The following is a 19,495-nucleotide window of genomic DNA, read 5'->3' as shown; positions in this document are numbered from 1 at the left end:
TTTTCATGCCATACATTACAGACGTATATGCACGTGAAGTATTAGATTCTCGTGGTAACCCAACAATTGAAGTAGAAGTATACACAGAATCAGGAGCTTTCGGTTCTGCACTTGTTCCAAGTGGAGCATCAACTGGAGAATACGAAGCAGTAGAATTACGTGACGGTGATGAAAGCCGTTACCTAGGTAAAGGTGTAGAAAAAGCAGTACACAATGTGAACGAAATCATTGCTCCAGAATTAATGGGTCTTGACGTTACACGCCAAAACATCATTGATTCCATGATGATTGAACTTGATGGAACTGAAAACAAAGGTAAATTAGGTGCAAACGCAATTCTTGGAGTATCCATGGCAGTTGCACATGCAGCAGCAAACTTCCTAGAAGTACCATTATACAACTACTTAGGTGGATTCAATGGTAAAACGTTACCAACACCAATGATGAACATCATTAATGGTGGAGAGCATGCAGATAATAACGTTGATATTCAAGAATTCATGGTTATGCCTGTTGCTGCTCCTACATTTAAAGAAGCACTACGTACTGGTGCAGAAATTTTCCATTCTTTAAAAAGTGTATTGAAGTCTAAAGGCTACAACACTGCAGTTGGAGATGAAGGTGGATTTGCTCCAAACTTAGGCTCAAACGAAGAAGCACTACAAACTATCATTGAAGCAATTGAAGCTGCTGGTTATAAGCCAGGTGAAGAAGTGAAGCTTGCAATGGATGTTGCATCTTCTGAATTATACAAAGATGGTAAATATGTGCTAAAAGGTGAAGGCGTTACACGTACTTCTCAAGAAATGGTAGATTGGTACGAGGAAATGGTTAACAAATATCCAATCATCTCGATTGAAGATGGATTAGATGAAAATGATTGGGAAGGTCATAAACTACTTACAGAGCGTCTAGGAGACAGAGTACAGCTTGTTGGTGATGACTTATTCGTTACGAATACGAAGAAACTTGCACAAGGAATTGAACAAGGTGTTGGTAACTCAATTCTAGTTAAAGTAAACCAAATCGGTACATTAACAGAAACTTTTGATGCAATTGAAATGGCAAAACGCGCTGGTTACACAGCAGTAATTTCTCACCGTTCTGGTGAAACAGAAGATGCAACAATTGCGGATATTGCAGTTGCAACAAATGCTGGTCAAATCAAAACTGGTGCACCATCTCGTACAGATCGTGTAGCAAAATATAATCAATTACTACGTATTGAAGATGAATTAGCTGGCATGGGTGAATATGCTGGATTAAATGCATTCTACAATTTAAAAAAATAAGTAAAAATGAAGGAGACTGTTAAGCGCAGTCTCCATTCGTTTTTATTAGCTTGGAAAATTACTATGCAATAAGTAATGTTACCTCTTTCTTCTCATTTCCTAATCCCTCTCTATAACAAGACCAATTACAGGAATACTATAAATTAGTAGCAAATAGAAATATGTAAAATACATGATATTTCACGTATTAACAAGATTATTAATATGGTATACAAACAATATATTCTTGAAGGGAAGATAGATGGTGGGAAAGAAGGTATTAGTATTTGGAGATATTGGTATTGATGATATTATCGCACTTATATATGGCTATCTGAATGATGATATTGACATAGTAGGTGTCGTAACAGATTACGGCAATATTCCTAGAGAGAATGCTCTTAAAACAGTGCGGTATTTAAAAACGATTTTTAAGTCTGCAGAAGCACAGCAAGCAAAAATAATTGCTGGCGCAGAAAACCCAATGACAGCGGAAGTACCGGAATTTGTGCCAGAAATTCATGGAGAATATGGATTAGGTCCAATCATACCGAGTAATTCCAATGATCAATTACCAGAGCTAGAAAATTTCTATGAAATCAGTGAAATTATTGAGCAATACGAAGACGAGCTAATCATCGTCAATATTGGTAGATTAACGTCATTAGCTACGTTATTCCTTCTATATCCGAATCGGATGGAAAAGGTAAAGGAGATTTATATAATGGGCGGAGCTTTTTGGGTACCAGGAAATGTTACTGCCGTTTCAGAAGCTAATTTCCATGGCGATCCAGTAGCTGCACAAATTGTATTGACCTATGCTGATAATGTCACGATTATCCCATTAAATGTAACGGAACGAGCTATTGCAACCCCGGAAATGGTGAATTATATTGACCAGGTAGATTCCATAAAAATTGTAAAACCAATGATCGATTATTATTATGATTTTTATAAAAAGCGAAATCCCAATGTTCAAGGAAGTCCCTTACATGATGTGTTAACATTGATGGCTGTGAATCGGGAGGATATGTTTACTTATCGAAAATTACCGGTTCATGTTGTGCAGGCAACACGGGGAACGGAGAGAGGACAAAGCATCGCGGATATAAGACCCTTTGGAAGCTTAGAGGAAGAAACGGAGAAAGAAATAAAGCGACATCGAATTGCATTTGATTTTGAATACCCAAAGTTTTTTCGAGACTTTTTGAGCACGATGACAGGACAACAGTTTACGTAAATTTCTGGGGTGCTAAATATTCAGCACTCTTTTTTCTTGTTATAATGGGATAAAGCAGAAAAAGGTTGGGGATGATTACTTTGTTAGATACGATTAAGGCACGTAGAAGCATCCATTCATTTCATGAAAAAGAAGTTGAAATCGATATATTGAAAGAAATCTTTACATATGGAAGCTATGCACCCTCTCATTATATGAAGGAGCCTTGGGAAATTAAGCTTTATCAAGGTGAGGGGAAGGATTTATTAATCGATGCGATTATGAAAAGCTATCAACGTATTGGAATGATCCCAAACAATCAAGAACCGAAAACAGTAAAAATGATGGATTCGATGCGATCATTTCTTCTTGCTATTCCACACCATGCGGTTATTTACTTTGAAAGAGAGGAAGACCCTGTTCGCTATGAAGAAGAATACGCTGCAGTGTGTGCCTTCGTTCAGAATTGTCAGCTGGCTGCTTGGGAATATGGCGTAGGGATGCTATGGACGATTACTCCTTATATGCATGATTCTACCTTTTACAAGGATATTGGTTTAGATCCGGAGGATAAAAAGATTGCAGCGGTTATGCAGATTGGTTATCCTAAAAAAATACCTTCTGCAAAGGGAAGAACACCAATAGACGAAAAGCTGGAGATAATCAAGTAATTAGTAAGTGTTTAGCTTGTAAGAATGATAAGCTATCTTATATAAGTCATTTATAACAAAAAGGCTGAGATCCTAGACGGGTCTCAGCCTTTTATCTGTTATTCTGTTTTTTCCTTTACAAATGCTTCAACTTCTTCAGCTGTTGACATAGAAAGTAGTTTCTCTTTATAAGATGCCATTTCCTTTTTCGAGATTCCTTTAAGCTGTGTACGTGCTGGTAGAATTGACGTAGCACTCATGCTGAATTCATCGAGTCCTAATCCAAGTAAAATTGGAATAGCAATAGGGTCACCAGCCATTTCTCCACACATTCCAGCCCATTTTCCTTCACTATGTGCAGCTTCAATTACGTTATTCACTAAGCTTAAGATAGCTGGGTGGTATGGTTGATATAAGTAGGACACTTGCTCATTCATACGGTCAGCAGCCATCGTATATTGAATTAAATCGTTTGTACCAATACTGAAGAAATCAACTTCTTTTGCAAATTGTTTTGCGATTACGGCAGTTGACGGAATTTCAACCATGATACCAACTTCTATATTATCAGATACTTTATGTCCTTCGTTTCTTAAGTTATCTTTTTCTTCCAGTAAGATTTCTTTTGCCTTGCGGAACTCTTCTAGTGTCGCAATCATTGGGAACATAATTTTTAGGTTTCCGTAAACACTTGCACGAAGTAACGCACGTAGTTGCGGACGGAATACATGCTCATTTTCAAGGCAGAAACGAATTGCTCTAAATCCTAAGAATGGATTCAATTCCTTTGGTAGATCAAGATATGGTAGCTCTTTATCTCCACCAACATCAAGGGTACGAACAACAACAGGCTTATCGCCCATTTGTTCTAATACAGATTTATATGCCTCGTATTGCTCATCTTCAGATGGAAGTTCGTTTTTACCCATATATAAGAATTCTGTACGGTAAAGTCCAACTCCTTCACCACCATTATTGATAACACCAGCTACATCATCAGGAGTACCAATATTAGCCACAAGCTCTACTTGCTCACCATCAGAAGAGAACGTAGGCTCGTCCTTTAGCTCTGCCCAAAGCGCTTGTTGCTTTGCGAAGTTCGCTTGTTTTTCTTCATACTTCTTAACTTCTTCATCTGATGGATTAATAAGAACATTTCCATCAATACCATCGATGATCACAAGGTCACCTTTAGAAACAGTTTTGGTAACTTCTTTTGTACCAACAACTGCTGGGATTTCAAGTGATCTTGCCATAATGGCAGAGTGAGAAGTTCTTCCACCAATGTCGGTAGCAAATCCTTTTACAAATTGACGATTTAACTGTGCAGTATCAGATGGTGTTAAGTCACTTGCAATGACAATAACCTCTTCATCAATTAGTGCAGGATTTGGAAAGGAAACGCCAAGTAAATGTGCTAATACACGCTTCGTAACGTCACGAATGTCTGCAGCACGTTCTCTCATGTATTCGTTATCCATGCTTTCGAACATTTGAATAAACATATTAGCAGTTTCTTCTAGTGCAGCTTCGGCCATTGTATTTTCGTTTTGGATTTTGTCCTTAATCGGATTAACGAGTTCAGGATCACCAAGAACTAATAAGTGAGCGGAAAAGATTTCTGCATGCTCTGCTCCTAATTCCTTAAGCGTATGTGCTTTAATTTTCTCTAATTCTTGTTTGGAAATCTCAAGTGCTTGCTCTAATCGCTCTACTTCTTTCGCTGTATCTTCCACCTGTTTGTTCGTATATGTTAAGTCTGGCGTAACAAGCTGGTAAGCCTTTGCAATTGCAATTCCAGAAGATGCCGCGATTCCTTGGATGTTTGTCATACGATAGTACCAACCCTTCAATAATATATAATCTTTTATTACTATACTATGTTACCCGTTAACACTAATGGATTCAAGCAATTCTACTCTATGATACAAATTGTTCACATTGAAAACGTTTTAATGAAAATTATGATGGTAAATGCTGTGAAATCCACTTTTCTACAAACTGATAGACTTCTTCCTTATTGATTTCATTTAATACTTCGTGGCGAGCTCCTTCGTATAATGTCGTTGTAATCTTTTCAATACCAACATTCTTATATAAGGAAGTAGTTTTCCAGACGCCTTTTCCGTAATTCCCTACAGGATCTGCGTCACCACTAATGAAAAGCATGGGTAAATCTTTTCGGATATTCTGATTCTGCTTTTGATTATGTATCGATTGTATTCCAGACATAAGGTCATAGAAAAATCTTGCCGTTGGTATATAGCCTGAGAATCGGTCTTGTAGATATGCCTCTACGATTTGTTTGTCTCTAGATATCCAATCAAATCGTGTGTGAGGGTTTGTTATTTTCCGATTAAATGCACCAAATGCAAGCTTGTTCATTAGTGGTGATTTCTTTCTTGGAGAGAGTCTTGCTGCTAGTGCTTTTCCGAAAATTGTAGTTGCTTTTGGATAAAATCCAGTCCCAGACAAAATAACGCCTTCAATGGCTTCACTATGCTCTTGTATATAGTGTCTCGCAAGAAAAGATCCCATACTATGTCCAAGCAAGAAAACAGGCGTATTTGGATAGTCTTGTTTAATATGTTGTGTAATTGCAAATAGATCATCTGTTGTTTTTTGAAATCCATCCTTGTCTGATAGATACCCCATTATCCCTTGTTTTTCACCTGTCTTCCCATGGCCACGATGATCGTTTCCGTAAATAAAGATATCATGCTCTAGTAAATACTGGGCAAAATGATGATAACGCTGAAAATGCTCCACCATTCCGTGGGCTAACTGAATAACTGCTTTTGGCTGCTTATCTTTGTCATACCATTTTTCAACATAGATTTGTACATTATCTTTTGATTCCATCCAAAAGGTTGTCTTCACTTATTTCACGCTCCAAACATCTATCTATTTATACTTTTATCATAGTCGAAAGCGGTTTAAAATGCGAATGAAGTTGAATAAATCTATCGGATAATAGAGTTTTTCGAAAAATAGCTTGATAAAGTATTCGAAATTATGCTACAGTATGAATAGTTATTTGTCTGTATATGTTCAGGAGGTGTCATGGAAACATGGCTAGTTTTGTAAACGTACTACTAGTGCTTGATGCAATCATTATGATAATTTTAGTTCTATTACAAAGCGGTAAGAGTGCCGGCTTATCAGGAGCTATCTCCGGTGGCGCTGAGCAATTATTTGGGAAACAAAAAGCTAGAGGGATTGATTTAGTTTTACACCGAGCAACAATCGTAACAGGTGTCCTCTTCTTTGTCTTAACTTTCCTTAGTGCATATGTATTACAATAGTCTAGAATAGCCCTTATCACAAACTAGTGGTAAGGGTTTTTTATTGTGATTTTTGTGTAGTTTAGTGTATAAAGGGTACAGTATATAGTAGGAAAAGGAGTTTTAATAGATGAGAGTCATTCAACCAAAACCGTTTACGTTTGAAGCTGGTCCTCGGGCGGTTCTGTTATTACATGGTTTTACTGGTCATTCAGCAGATGTTAGAATGTTAGGCCGTTTCCTTGAGAAAAAGGGGTATACATCTCATGCACCAATCTATCGCGGACATGGGGCACCACCAGAAGAATTAATTAACACAAGACCAGATGAGTGGTGGGAAGATGTTCAGCATGCCTTTTTGCATTTAAAAGATTTAGGATACGATGAAATTGCAGTAGCTGGCTTATCTCTTGGTGGTGTTCTTGGGTTAAAGCTATCGTATTCTGAAAATATTAAAGCAGTTATCCCGATGTGTGCGCCAATGTTCTTTGATAATGAAAAGCAGCTGACATCCGGCTTTCAAGTCTTTTCGAAGGAATACAAGCAATTAGAAGGAAAAGATGACGAAACCATTACAGAAGAAGTTACAGCGCTAATGGAAAATTCAACTCCAATGTTTACAGAACTAGGGAAACTCATTAAAACGGTAAAACAAAATATAGATACCATCTACACACCAACAATGGTTGTGCAAGCTAGATTGGATAAAATGATCAATACAGAGAGTGCTACATATATTTATGATAATGTGGAATCGGATCGTAAAGATATAAAATGGTATGAAGAGTCTGGCCATGTTATTACCTTAGATAAAGAAAAAGAACAGCTTCACGAAGACATTTATGCGTTTTTAGAATCATTAGATTGGGAAAAATAATATTATAACAATACTCGGTCAAGTATTAGAAAAAGAGAAAGAAGGTGTAATCATGAGTGAAGTAATGATTGATAAGGTAAGAGAGTTTTTTAAGACATATGATTCAAAACCATTAGCAGTTGATGAGCTAGAGGAAATATTAGAAATTACCGATGTAGTAGAATTTAAAGAATTAATTAAAGCGTTAAATGAAATGGAGCATAATGGTGAACTAGTTCGAACGAGAAAGAATCGTTTCGGCTTACCTGAAAAAATGAACTTAATTCGAGGAAAGATTCAAATGCACGCAAAGGGATTTGCGTTTCTTATACCAGATGATGAGAATGAAACAGATGTGTATATCCATCATTCCGATTTAGCTTCAGCTATGAATAATGATAAAGTGCTTGTTCGAATTGAAAAGCGAGATGCTGCTGGTAGTCGACCAGAAGGAACGGTAATTAGAATCCTTGAGCGCTCGATTACAGAAGTAGTTGGAACCTTTGAGGACAATAAGGCGTTTGGGTTTGTTGTAGCAGATGATAAACGAATTCCTAATGATATCTTCATACCAAAGGGAAAAATAAATGGTGCAGTTAGTGGGCATAAGGTTATTGCCAAGATTACGAAGTATCCTGAGAATAGAATGAGTGCTGAAGGCGAAATTACGCAAATCTTAGGACATAAAAATGATCCTGGTATCGATATTATTTCCATTATTTATAAACATGGAATCAAGATGGATTTTCCCTCTGAGGTATTAGATCAAGCTATGAGTACGCCAGATACAATTGCGGAATCAGAAATAGAAAATAGAAGAGATTTGCGAGATGAAGTAATCGTAACGATAGATGGTGCTGACGCAAAAGACCTTGATGATGCGGTGACGGTGAAAAAGCTGGATAATGGTAACTATAAGCTAGGAGTTTATATTGCAGATGTTAGTTATTATGTAACAGAAGGTTCACCAATTGATAAGGAAGCATTAGAACGGGGAACCAGTGTATACCTAGTAGACCGAGTAATTCCAATGATTCCACATCGATTATCAAATGGGATCTGTTCGTTAAATCCTAAGGTAGACCGATTAACCTTGAGCTGTGAAATGGAAATAGACGCTACTGGAAAAGTTGTTAATCATGAAATATTCCAAAGTGTAATCAAGACAACAGAACGAATGACTTATCATGATGTAAATCGGATTTTAGTTGAGAAGGATGAAGCCCTACGTGAAAAATACGAGCCATTAGTACCGATGTTTGAAGAAATGGAGAAACTCGCATCCATTTTACGTTCAAAGCGGATGGGACGAGGGGCAATAGACTTTGATTTTAAAGAAGCTAAGGTTCTTGTGGACGATAACGGAAAAGCAACAGATGTAGTGATTCGCGAACGTTCTGTAGCAGAACGATTAATTGAGGAATTTATGCTTGCGGCTAATGAGACGGTAGCAGAGCATTTCCATTGGATGGATGTGCCATTTATCCACCGTATTCACGAGGACCCAGATCAAAGTAAGCTGCAGCATTTCTTTGAATTTTTAGCTGGATTAGGCTATAAAGTGAAGGGGACTTCGAACGAAATACATCCGCAAAGTTTGCAGACCGTTTTGGAGGATGCAGAAGGTAAGCCGGAGGAAATGATTATCTCGAAGCTAATGCTACGTTCGATGAAGCAGGCAAAATATGATCCACAAGGTATTGGCCACTTTGGGCTTGCAACAGAATTCTATACTCACTTCACATCACCAATCAGGCGATATCCAGATTTAATTGTCCACCGTTTAATCCGTACGTATTTGATTGAAAAAAGTCTGGATGCAAAAACTATTGGTGCATGGAAGGAAAAATTACCGGAGATTGCAAGGCATTCATCTGAACAAGAACGGACTGCTGTAGATGCAGAACGTGATACAGATGATTTAAAAAAGGCAGAATATATGCAGGACCGTATTGGTGAGGAATTCACAGGTGTCATTAGCTCTGTGACAAGCTTCGGGCTATTTGTTGAATTGGAGAACACCATTGAAGGGCTAGTTCATGTTAGCTTTTTAACCGATGATTACTATCATTTTGATGAGCGTCATTATGCAATGATTGGAGAACGAACCGGTAAAGTATACCGTATTGGGCAAGAAGTCAAGGTTCGTGTTACTGGGGTTAACATGGATGAGCATGCTATTGACTTTGAAATCATTGGTGGAGGAAAGCAAGGGAAACCTGGCAAACCAAAGCCAAATAAGGAAAATAATAAAGGGGCTCGTGGTAATTCTAATAAGCCCGCACCAAAGTCAAATAAGCCTGGTTCGAAGTCTAAAAAACCAAAGACTCGTAAAAGAAAGTAAGCGCAGTAGTTGTGCTAGCTGCATAGACTAATTCTGTCTCGTTGTTGAACAGAGTTAGTCTATTTTTTATCGATAGTGTAACCATCATAATTTTTAAAATATTTTTATTGCACATTTTTGGGTTATCGAATAGTATATATCTATAACTAAAAAAGTTTCCTTTAGGAAAAACAAATTAGGTAGCACAACATAGAAAGGGAGAAGGAAATGTCACATGATGTGATAGTTGCATTCCTATTCACATTATTTGCTGGTTTAGCAACCGGAATTGGAAGTTTGTTAGCATTTTTTGCTAAAACAACCAACACGAAATTTTTATCGTTTGCACTAGGTTTTTCTGCTGGTGTGATGATTTATGTGTCAATGATTGAGATTTTTGTAAAAGCGCAGGATTCATTGGTAGCAGAGTTAGGGAAAGAAGGAGGACAATGGCTAACCGTTAGTTCCTTCTTCGCTGGTATGCTGTTAATCGCATTAATTGATCGGTTTGTTCCTTCTAAATCGAATCCGCACGAACTGAAAAAAGTAGAAGATATGAAAACCAATGGGTTAGATTCTAAAAACCCAGAGCTATTAAAAATGGGAGTGTTTACGGCTCTTGCAATTGGCATTCACAACTTTCCAGAGGGAATTGCGACATTTATTTCTGCCATTGAAGATCCAGCATTAGGTTTTGCCATAGCAGTTGCTATTGCAATCCATAACATACCTGAGGGGATTGCCGTTTCCGTTCCGATTTATTTTGCTACAAATGATAAAAAGAGAGCCTTTAAATTTTCCTTCTTATCGGGACTTGCAGAACCAATTGGAGCAATTGTGGCGTTTCTTATTCTGATGCCGTTTTTATCGGATATAATGTTTGGAATAATCTTTGCTAGTGTAGCGGGGATAATGGTATTCATATCCTTAGATGAGCTGCTTCCAGCTGCGAAAAAGTATGATGAGGCCCACGTTTCCATCTATGGTTTAATCAGTGGGATGGCATTAATGGCTTTAAGTTTATTATTGTTGTAGTATTTCAGTAGTGGGATTCCTTTTCGGAGTTCCACTTTTACATTTCTCATTGGAATAACCATTCGAAATTTGTTAAAATTGAGGTCACGGAAGTTGTAGGAGGGCTAGAGATGCCTAAAGGTGAAGGTAAAGTTATTGCACAAAATAAAAAAGCGTCACATGACTATTTTATAGAAGATACATATGAAGCAGGTATTGTTTTACAAGGAACAGAGATTAAATCGCTTCGAGCTGGGCGTGTCAATTTAAAGGATTCACATGCAAGAATTGACAGACGTGGTGAAGTTCAACTGATTAACTTGCACATTTCTGAATATGAGCAAGGGAATCGCTTTAATCACGATCCAACAAGATCAAGAAAGTTGCTGCTACACCGTAAGCAAATAGATACATTGATTGGCTTAACCCAGCAAGAGGGATATGCGCTTGTACCATTGAAGATTTATATTAAAAATGGGTTTGCTAAGGTGTTAATTGGACTTGGTAAAGGGAAAAAGAAATTCGACAAACGTGAGGATTTAAAGAAGAAGCAGATGAAGCGGGATATTGACCGTGCTATCAAAGATTATAATCGTTAATCAAAATTCCATCAGTTAAGCGATACCTTAGCTGGTGGATTTGATTTATCCCCTGAATATGTAAACTATGTGTAAGAGGGTTATATTCTATTCTAAAAAAGGAGAATGTCTAATGGAAAATTCATTTATGCTGAATTGCCGGGATGATGTTTTGAACCTTACGAAGCAGTTAATAACGATTCGAAGCATTGTTAATACAGAAGGGGAAAGCGTACTTGCTCATTCGCTATATACACTGATCTCTTCTTATCCATATTTTCAAGAGAATCCTAACCATGTCGTTATTGAACAAACAGAGGATGATGAGAGGGAACGCTATAATGTACTAGCCTTTGTAAAAGGTACGAAAGGTACAAGTAATCGAACCGTTATTATGCTCGGTCATATGGATACGGTAGGAGTAGATGATTTTAATCAATTAGAAGAGTATGCATTTCTTCCAGATGAGTGGATGGAATTATTGAAGTCTGAAGAAATTCCGAAGTCAGCCCAAAATCATCTAAACCCTGATAAATGGTTATTTGGTCGTGGAGCTTTAGATATGAAAAGCGGGCTTGCGAGTAATTTATTTCTATTGAATTACTTTTCCAATCATCCAGATCAATTGGATGGTAATCTTGTGCTCGTTGCTGAGTGTGATGAAGAAGACGGATCTCACGGGGTTCTTTCCGCATTGACCACATTAAAAAGGTGGAAGCAGGAGCATCAGTTTGATTATGTCGGATCGATTAATTCAGATTTTGTTGCACCACTTTACGAAGGGGATCCAAATCGTTATATTTATAAAGGAACAGTTGGAAAGCTACTCCCTACTTTTTATATTGCAGGAGCGGAAACGCATGTAGGAGCGGCATTTGAAGGAATCGATCCAAACTATCTTGCTGCTGAACTAACGAAGCAAATAAGCTATAATCCTGCGCTCTGTAATGAAGCATATGGAGAATACACACTGCCGCCTGTCGCGTTAAAGCAATCCGATTTAAAAACTACTTACACTGTACAAACAGCTTTAGGGGCATTTGTGTATTACAATTTTTTTCTTCATTCCTGGACACCAAAAGAAGCACTTTCTATTTTAAAGGAGCAAGCAGACATCGCATTTCAGCGTGCACTGGATTCATTGGCTAATAGCTACAAGGAATATTGCAAGTTAACAGGTGATTCTTATACAGGGGTTCCTTGGAATCCGCGTGTTTATACCTTTGAAGAAATGAATCATATGTTAGTAAAAGCACATGGTGATGACTATATCGAATCCATGAAGTCATTTAAACAAGATTTATTGCATGATAATTCACTTGATACACGGATGTATGCCATAAAGGTTGTTGAAGAAGCTTGGAAATGGATGGAGGATAAAAATCCAGCTATTATCTTGTTCTATTCATCCTTATATTATCCGCGTGTTCAACTAACTGGCAAAACAGAAAAAGAACGACGTTTAGATGACGCTCTTCAAGAAGCGGTCATAAGAATGAAGGATTCCTATGAACATCCCATTGTCGTAAAGAACTTTTTCCCATATATATCCGATATGAGCTTTTTGGCAATAAGTGATGATGAAGAAGCAATTGAAGCAGTGAAGACAAATAATCCAGGATGGGGTACAAAGCATTACGTGGATTATGATGCGATTCGTGAAATTGATGTTCCCGTAATTAATATTGGTCCGTATGGAATGGACGCACATAAAAAGCTTGAACGAGTCGAAATAGATTATTCGATGGAGACTGTACCAAACCTGACCAAGCTTGTAATTGAACATATACTTGACTCAAATTAAGTATTAATTGGAAAACGCTTGTGTCTTTGGGAAAACATCCCATAGAAGAGACCTTGAAAATGTATGGTGATATGTTATAATAAAACATGTCGCAGATAAGCGATAAACAATTAAATCTAATAAGTGCTCGATATATTCCCGAGCGTTTTCCTTTTATGGGGACGTTACGGATTCGACAGGGGTAGGTCGAGCTCAGGTTGCGCGTCGAGGTTACGACTCGTAAAACGTTATTCGCCTAAATATAACTGGCAAACAAAACAATCTTTCTTTAGCAGCTGCGTAAGCACTAGCTAAAGGATCCTTCCCACTCTCGCCCGTGGAGTGGATTGAAGGGTCTCAACTTAAGCGGGCTATACGGTCATCCGCAGTCTGAGGATGAGCGTTGAAATTAATCAGACTAGCTACTCGGAAGCGTGTTGGTACGCTGAAGAGATAGCGAAGGATAATATACCAACTACACGTGTAGAAGCCTGAGTGCCGATACCTTTGGACGTGGGTTCGATTCCCACCGTCTCCACCAATACATATGTTGGTGGTTTTTTTATTTTTATCCGATTAAGGCATAAGTTTTCAAAAATGAAAGCTTATGTCTTTTTTTATTGAATATTATTTACTTAGATTTCCAAGGAGAAACAAATTAATTTCATTTATTTGTTAAAAATGAAAGAAGAAAAGGCACCCATTTAGCTTATGGTCATACCTATAATTTATAGAAATTTTCTCGTAAAAGGAGAATGTTATGATGGGTATTTCAACTGGGAAGCAATACATTGATCGAATCAATAAACGAAATACAAATATTTGGATAGATGGAAACCGTATAACGGGAAATATTTCAGAACATCCAGCTTTTAAGGGAGTAATGGCTAGCCAAGCTAAGCTATATGACCTTCAGCACAAGCAAGAACTAAAAGATTTGATGACTTTTGAATCTCCAAAGTCAGGAAATCTTATCGGTACCTCCTTTCTAGATCCGAAGACAAAGGAAGATTTAGAGAAAAGAAGGCTCATGATTCAGGAATGGGCAAAGGCTCATGCAGGAATGATGGGAAGATCTCCTGATTATATGAATACTATCTTAATGGTCTTAAATGCGGCTTCTGACCTTTTTAGTGTCGAAGATGACCAATGTGCAGAAAACATGAGAAACTATTATGAGTACATCAGAGAAAATGACTTATCCTTAACTCATGTCTTTGTAAAGCCTCAAAACGACCGTTCTAAAAAGGGCGTAGCTAGTGAGAACATAGCGGCACGAATGATAAAAGAAACAGAAGAAGGAATTATTATTAATGGATCACGAATTTTAGCAACACAAGCGGGAATGACGGATGAGATTCTTGTTTATCCAATCGGTTCAAATGCAAACGATGATGCTTTTGCTTATGCCTTTGCTATTCCATGTGATACTCCTGGGTTAACATTTATCTGTCGTGAATCCTTTGCCTATAAGGATTCTCATTATGATCACCCACTCGGCTCTAGATACGATGAAATGGATGCCGTGGTTCTTTTTGATGATGTACTTGTTCCATGGGAACGAGTATTTTTGCATGGTAATCTGGTGGTAAATAGCCTTTTATATACGCAAAGCCATTTTTTTGAGCATATAGCACATCAAGTTGTTTCTAAAAATGTAATTAAAACAGAGTTTATTCTGGGGACAATTGAGTTAATTATTAAAAGCATTAATATTAGTGAATACCAGCATATAAAAGAAAAATTTTCAGAGGTAGCGATTGCCTTAGAGACAATGAAGGGGTTTCTATACCAGTCTGAAAAAAATGCCAAAATTAATCAATGGGGAAGCATGATGCCAGATCCTAACCCATTGCTAGCTGCAGTTAATTATTATCCAAAAATCTATCCTCGATTAATGGAAATTATCCAGCTAATGAGTGCAAGTGGGTTAGTAGCTATTCCGAATGAACAGGACTTTCAAGCAGACATAGGTGATGACTTAAAAAAGCATTTACAATCTGCAAATCAGGATGGGTATGACAAGGTTAAATTGTTTCGTTTAGCATGGGATTTGTCTATGAGTGCTTTTGGTTCAAGACAACAATTATATGAAAGATTCTTTTTTGGGGATCCTGTTCGACTTGCGAATCAGTTATATACAGATTATAAAAGAGAGAGTTCCATTAATCTGGTAAAAGAATTCTTGGAGCAAGATTAATCGTATCATGTAGTTTGGCAGGTAAAAAACTACTGAATACTTTCAATAAATAATTGGCGAACAATAATTGGACTTTAAAATGAATTATAGCAGGTTGAAAAAAATTGCACGACCATACGTATTGATGGTCGTGTATTTTTCTGCGTTAAAAAATGTTTTTCCAAAATTTGCTTGACTAGAAATAATTAATACAATACACTTTAATTAACAATTAACATTTTGTTAATTAAAAGAGGTGGTTAAAATGGTTTCAAACAAATTTATTACACCTGATGGTTATACAAGTGATATAGCAGTTTTTACGATAACCTCAGAGAGTAACGGGCAGTATAAACCCCTGAAGAAAAATTTAAAAATTATGTTAATAAAACGAAGTGATCGTGACCATGAAGGAAAATTAAACATAGAAGCTGGAAAATGGGCATTACCTGGTGGATTTGTTCGTTCGAGTGAAACAGCTATCCAAGCTGCTGAGCGAAAGCTTTATGAAGAAACTGGAGTTAGCGGATTGCGGATTAAGCATTTTGGAGTCTATGATTCACCTGGTCGAGATGAAAGAGGCTGGATATTGTCAAATGCTCATTATGTAATTGCGAATGAAGAGTTCCTTAAGAGTCGTAAAACTACTAAGCATGCTTCCGATATTCAGCTATTTACAATTGAAGATGCTCTTGAACTTAATCTTGCTTTTGACCATCGACAAATTATTGATGACGCAATTTGGTTCATCAAAAAGGACATGGCCTTAACCACTCTTGCCAAACACTTTTTACCTAAAGAATTTGTATTATCGGAGCTTCAAGGCGTGTTATTAACAGTTTTGGATGACCCATCGATAAAAGCAGATGCTGCCTTCTTCAGAAAAGCGCCTACACTGCCTTTTCTTGAGGCTGTAACAGAAAATGGAAAGCTCAAAAAGTCAAATCGCTATTCTAAAACTCCAGCTCAGCTTTACCGGTTTAATGATTTTCAGCCAATAACATCTGTATATAGTAATAAGCTTAAAGGTTAGTAGTATAGGAGGAGATTGTATGGCAATTTTTAAAGATTGGACACTTTTTGAAAAGTTATGGTTACTAGCATTTACATTGATTAACATCTATCTTTTCTTTGCATGGTCGGACTCCTTGATTGGATTAATATCATCTATAAGTGGAATGTTATGTGTCGTGTTAGTTGCAAAGGGTAAAATTTCAAATTACTACTTCGGTATTGTCCAAACAGCTACATATGCTTATATTGCTTATGGTTATGGACTTTATGGAGAGGCAATGCTAAACGCTCTATTTTATTTCCCGGTACAATTTATCGGAATTTATTTATGGAATAAAAACAAAACAGTACATGATGTAAAAGGGGAAGATGTTCGAATTAAACGTCTTACAAAAGCTGGCTGGCTGTACACTTTATTAATCGTTTTAGTAATGACAGTTGCCTATGGATACTTCTTGAAATATTTAGGTGGCAACAATGTTTGGAATGATTCAGCAACAAACGTACTATCTGTATCGGCCCAGATTCTTATGTTAAAACGATTTGCCGAACAATGGCTTCTGTGGATATCAGTAAATGTTCTTTCTATTTTACTTTGGGTAAGCGCATTGATTTCTCAAGGTGGAAATGATCTGTCAATGCTTGTAATGTGGTCAGCATTTCTAGTAAATAGTATTTATGGCTATTTCAATTGGAGAAAACTGCACATTAAACAAAGTCTGGAGGTGGCATAATTGACAGTTGGTTTTATTGGTGGGAAATTCCTTCCACTTCATCTTGGGCATGTTTATGCTATTATCCATGCTTCCTCTATGGTAGATGAATTGTATATTGTTTTATCTCATAGCCAACAACGTGACAAAGAATTATGTGTAGGTAGCAAAATGAAATATGTCCCCGAGTATATTAGAGTGCGCTGGCTATCTAAATTAACTAAAGATATGCCACATGTAAAAGTAATCTTAATAGAAGATAACAACAGAAATGGTGAGTATGATTGGAAGGAAGGGAGTCAATTAATAAAAAAGAAAATTGGCAAACCAATTGATTATATATTTAGTTCAGAACCTTCCTATGAAGGTATTTTTGCAGATTTGTATCCAGATTCTAAACATATATTAATTGATTCTAACCGCAAACATGTTTCTATTTCCGCTACAAAAATTAGAAATGAAGGAGTTTTTCGTAATTGGGATTATATACCTGACATAGTTAAGCCTTACTTTGTGAAGAGAGTTGTAGTTGTTGGAACAGAAAGCTGCGGAAAATCAACATTAGTAAAAAATCTTGCGAAAATATATAACACAAGCTATGTGGCTGAGTATGGAAGGACAGTTTGCGAGGAACTTGGTGGTTGTGAAGGGATAATTATTGAAGAAGATTATCAGCAAATTGCCTATGGTCACAAGGTGGAAGAGATTAAAGCAATAGAAAAGGCAAACAAGCTATTGTTTCTAGATACGGAAGCTATCGTGACTCAATTTTATTCAAATTTATACAATAATAAGCATCAAAAGGTGCTAGATGAAATTGCAAAATTACAAGATTATGACCTATGGATTTTTCTTGAGCCAGATGTGAAATGGGTTAATGATGGTTTAAGAAATCATGGAACAGAAGAAGAAAGACTAAAAAATAATACTCATTTGAAGACATTATTGGACGAACACAATATTAAGTATAAAATGTTAAAGGGTAATTATGAGAATCGTCTTAAAGGTGCTATAGAGCTAATAGAAGAAATATTGAAGAAGTAACGAGAAGAGTTAAACAAGGTGATCAATGATACTGATCGCCTTGTTTTTTTGAATTTTTACAGAAGCTTTATTCTGCTTTTTCAATCTGTTTGACCTTAAGGAGGATTAATCTAAAAACACAGCCAATTAAAATGTAAATAGGAAAGGAATAGATGTATTTCCAGTGATAAATTTCATAAATCCCTAACCACATCGTTAATGGTTCTAACATAAATGAGAAAACAAACGAAGTGGTAGATAGTGCTATAAAGAATGACTTCCACGTACTAAAGTATTGATAAACTATCATATAAATAATTGGTAGTTGAGCATGATGAATTTCTAATATTGGAGTTATCATCGGTATTATTCTGTCCGGATAAGACCATAAAACTAGTGAATTACCTATTATATCCATGATAAAAGTGGTAGTCCCTATTATAAGACCAAACGAAGCTATTTCAATAATTCTCCTCTTATCAAGAATGATGACCCATATTATAAAGAAGATAATAGTAGACGTTAAAAGGAGCCACCAATTAATAGAAAATAAACTATATGTATGCCAGTAGTCTATAAGCATATCTCTAATTTGTCTACGTAATTGAATAATGTCTTGCCATTCAGAATTGCCGACTAAAAAATAAACTGCCACTATATGATAACTCCTTATACTAACATTGCCTTATTCAGTTATCATGAACAATAGATGGCTTATATATTCTTTGAATAACGGGGATTATAGTCTAATACAGGAAACTATTTCTTTTATTTGGTGCAATAAACTCTAGTTTTCTTCTCTAGGGTTTATTACAAATAACACAAATAACTGTTCTTATACCAATAAATGTACGTAGCCTTGTAGCTTAGGATAGTTACTTCGATTTAAGAGGAAGCATTACTTTAATCAGTGAAAATTGTGCATCGATACGATCCTCTGTTAGGCTGCCAATGAGTGCGAGAACACTTAATCCCTCAATTAGAAACATAAAATTCTCTGCGAGTGAATTGATGTTTTCATCCCTTAAGATACCCTGATGAACACCAAGCGTTAAAATCTCCATAATAGTAGACTTGACATGCTCTAATTGGGCCTGTTGAAATTTCCTGTCCTCGGCACTTTTATGTGTAAAGAAGTATTCATACATAGAGCGCAACATGCTTTCTTCCATATGAAGCAGGCGATTCTTCTGTGTGACAAAGTAAGAATCTAGTAACTCCGGAAAAGATACTCCTTCTTTGACAGATTTCCGAATATCCTCAAATTTATGACTGTTCCGCTGGTTAACAACTTCTATAAAAATATCATCCACTGATTTGAAATATAAATAAATACCACCTCTACTTATTCCGCATTCTTCAATGATGTCCTTCATGGTTACATTATTGAACCCTTTGCGGCAAAAAACATTTCTAGCGCTTTCTAAAATTGCTTCTCTCTTATTTTGACGACGTGCTACGTTCGGTGTCCTTGCCATCTATTCAACCTCCAAAGAACTTAATGACATATGCGTCATCTTGTGGTAAAATCTTTTTAATAAATATATGACACGTGTGTCATTTAGTCAAGATATCTGTGAGGTGAAAA

Annotated in this window: 17 protein-coding genes and 1 other RNA gene; 14 read left to right on the top strand and 4 right to left on the bottom strand. The window is 36.7% G+C overall.

Translation table 11 applies throughout. The features are described from left to right. Positions 1-5 precede the first annotated feature (5 nt). The 3 genes from eno (at position 6) to ABC228_RS15025 (ending at position 3,161) form a co-directional block, all read left to right on the top strand. Entirely contained in the window at positions 6-1,292 is a 1,287-nt protein-coding gene (eno, locus tag ABC228_RS15035; protein WP_345825975.1) for a phosphopyruvate hydratase, read from the top strand. Positions 1,293-1,536: 244 nt separating this feature from the next. Next, a complete protein-coding gene (locus tag ABC228_RS15030) occupies positions 1,537-2,511 on the top strand; it encodes a nucleoside hydrolase (protein WP_345826020.1) in 975 nt (324 codons plus the stop codon). A 71-nt stretch (positions 2,512-2,582) separates the two neighbouring features. Further along, positions 2,583-3,161 carry a nitroreductase family protein gene (locus ABC228_RS15025; protein WP_345825974.1) on the top strand — a complete coding sequence of 193 codons (579 nt, stop codon included), beginning with the start codon at positions 2,583-2,585 and terminating at the stop codon, positions 3,159-3,161. Positions 3,162-3,259: 98 nt separating this feature from the next. Here the strand turns inward: ABC228_RS15025 and ptsP are convergent, their stop codons facing one another. Both ptsP and ABC228_RS15015 read right to left on the bottom strand, forming a co-directional pair. Next, the gene (gene ptsP, locus ABC228_RS15020) at positions 3,260-4,972 is read right to left on the bottom strand and encodes a phosphoenolpyruvate--protein phosphotransferase (RefSeq protein ID WP_345825973.1); all 1,713 of its coding nucleotides are present in this window, start codon (positions 4,970-4,972) and stop codon (positions 3,260-3,262) included. A gap of 130 nt (positions 4,973-5,102) precedes the next feature. After that, positions 5,103-6,020 carry an alpha/beta hydrolase gene (locus ABC228_RS15015; protein WP_345825972.1) on the bottom strand — a complete coding sequence of 306 codons (918 nt, stop codon included), beginning with the start codon at positions 6,018-6,020 and terminating at the stop codon, positions 5,103-5,105. 191 nt (positions 6,021-6,211) lie between these two features. On the opposite strand from ABC228_RS15015, the gene secG reads away from it, so the two are divergent. The 11 genes from secG (at position 6,212) to nadR (ending at position 17,928) form a co-directional block, all read left to right on the top strand. Continuing rightward, entirely contained in the window at positions 6,212-6,445 is a 234-nt protein-coding gene (secG, locus tag ABC228_RS15010) for a preprotein translocase subunit SecG (RefSeq protein ID WP_345825971.1), read from the top strand. A gap of 109 nt (positions 6,446-6,554) precedes the next feature. Next, complete coding sequence (locus ABC228_RS15005) at positions 6,555-7,301, top strand: alpha/beta hydrolase (RefSeq protein WP_345825970.1); 747 nt, start codon at positions 6,555-6,557, stop codon at positions 7,299-7,301. A 49-nt stretch (positions 7,302-7,350) separates the two neighbouring features. After that, positions 7,351-9,624: a ribonuclease R gene (gene rnr, locus ABC228_RS15000; RefSeq protein WP_427902237.1), complete on the top strand. Its 2,274-nt coding sequence runs from the start codon at positions 7,351-7,353 to the stop codon at positions 9,622-9,624. Between the two features lie 207 nt (positions 9,625-9,831). Further along, positions 9,832-10,638 (top strand): zinc transporter ZupT, encoded by an 807-nt coding sequence (gene zupT, locus ABC228_RS14995; protein ID WP_345825968.1) that lies wholly within the window; start codon positions 9,832-9,834, stop codon positions 10,636-10,638. Positions 10,639-10,748: 110 nt separating this feature from the next. Then, positions 10,749-11,216, top strand: a complete 468-nt coding sequence (gene smpB, locus ABC228_RS14990) for an SsrA-binding protein SmpB (RefSeq protein ID WP_345825967.1) — start codon at positions 10,749-10,751, stop codon at positions 11,214-11,216. Positions 11,217-11,343: 127 nt separating this feature from the next. Then, positions 11,344-12,999 (top strand): M20/M25/M40 family metallo-hydrolase, encoded by a 1,656-nt coding sequence (locus ABC228_RS14985; protein ID WP_345826019.1) that lies wholly within the window; start codon positions 11,344-11,346, stop codon positions 12,997-12,999. A gap of 157 nt (positions 13,000-13,156) precedes the next feature. Continuing rightward, positions 13,157-13,519, top strand: a transfer-messenger RNA (tmRNA) gene (gene ssrA / locus ABC228_RS14980). A gap of 219 nt (positions 13,520-13,738) precedes the next feature. Beyond that, positions 13,739-15,178, top strand: coding sequence for a 4-hydroxyphenylacetate 3-monooxygenase, oxygenase component (hpaB, locus tag ABC228_RS14975; protein ID WP_345825966.1), 1,440 nt, complete (start codon positions 13,739-13,741; stop codon positions 15,176-15,178). A gap of 244 nt (positions 15,179-15,422) precedes the next feature. Further along, positions 15,423-16,190, top strand: coding sequence for an NUDIX domain-containing protein (locus tag ABC228_RS14970; protein ID WP_345825965.1), 768 nt, complete (start codon positions 15,423-15,425; stop codon positions 16,188-16,190). Between the two features lie 19 nt (positions 16,191-16,209). Continuing rightward, positions 16,210-16,905, top strand: a complete 696-nt coding sequence (pnuC, locus tag ABC228_RS14965; protein WP_345825964.1) for a nicotinamide riboside transporter PnuC — start codon at positions 16,210-16,212, stop codon at positions 16,903-16,905. Beyond that, on the top strand, positions 16,906-17,928 hold the full coding sequence (gene nadR / locus ABC228_RS14960; protein ID WP_345825963.1) for a multifunctional transcriptional regulator/nicotinamide-nucleotide adenylyltransferase/ribosylnicotinamide kinase NadR: 1,023 nt from the start codon (positions 16,906-16,908) through the stop codon (positions 17,926-17,928). A 67-nt stretch (positions 17,929-17,995) separates the two neighbouring features. On the opposite strand, the gene ABC228_RS14955 is transcribed toward nadR, so the two are convergent. Continuing rightward, positions 17,996-18,562: a CBO0543 family protein gene (locus ABC228_RS14955; RefSeq protein ID WP_345825962.1), complete on the bottom strand. Its 567-nt coding sequence runs from the start codon at positions 18,560-18,562 to the stop codon at positions 17,996-17,998. Between the two features lie 220 nt (positions 18,563-18,782). Next, entirely contained in the window at positions 18,783-19,385 is a 603-nt protein-coding gene (locus ABC228_RS14950; protein ID WP_345825961.1) for a TetR/AcrR family transcriptional regulator, read from the bottom strand. Positions 19,386-19,495 lie beyond the last annotated feature (110 nt).

Source organism: Ornithinibacillus xuwenensis (assembly GCF_039614845.1).
GTDB lineage: Bacteria > Bacillota > Bacilli > Bacillales > Amphibacillaceae > Ornithinibacillus > Ornithinibacillus xuwenensis.
This window is presented reverse-complemented; position numbering and strand designations above follow the sequence as displayed.

Coding starts and splice junctions, on each gene's coding strand:
- ABC228_RS15025 (WP_345825974.1), top strand. CDS start 2,583: ATGATTACTTTGTTAGATACGATTAAGGCACGTAGAAGCATCCATTCA.
- zupT (WP_345825968.1), top strand. CDS start 9,832: ATGTCACATGATGTGATAGTTGCATTCCTATTCACATTATTTGCTGGT.
- ABC228_RS14950 (WP_345825961.1), bottom strand. CDS start 19,385: ATGGCAAGGACACCGAACGTAGCACGTCGTCAAAATAAGAGAGAAGCA.
- ABC228_RS14970 (WP_345825965.1), top strand. CDS start 15,423: ATGGTTTCAAACAAATTTATTACACCTGATGGTTATACAAGTGATATA.
- ptsP (WP_345825973.1), bottom strand. CDS start 4,972: ATGACAAACATCCAAGGAATCGCGGCATCTTCTGGAATTGCAATTGCA.
- smpB (WP_345825967.1), top strand. CDS start 10,749: ATGCCTAAAGGTGAAGGTAAAGTTATTGCACAAAATAAAAAAGCGTCA.
- pnuC (WP_345825964.1), top strand. CDS start 16,210: ATGGCAATTTTTAAAGATTGGACACTTTTTGAAAAGTTATGGTTACTA.
- eno (WP_345825975.1), top strand. CDS start 6: ATGCCATACATTACAGACGTATATGCACGTGAAGTATTAGATTCTCGT.
- secG (WP_345825971.1), top strand. CDS start 6,212: ATGGCTAGTTTTGTAAACGTACTACTAGTGCTTGATGCAATCATTATG.
- hpaB (WP_345825966.1), top strand. CDS start 13,739: ATGATGGGTATTTCAACTGGGAAGCAATACATTGATCGAATCAATAAA.
- ABC228_RS15005 (WP_345825970.1), top strand. CDS start 6,555: ATGAGAGTCATTCAACCAAAACCGTTTACGTTTGAAGCTGGTCCTCGG.
- ABC228_RS14985 (WP_345826019.1), top strand. CDS start 11,344: ATGCTGAATTGCCGGGATGATGTTTTGAACCTTACGAAGCAGTTAATA.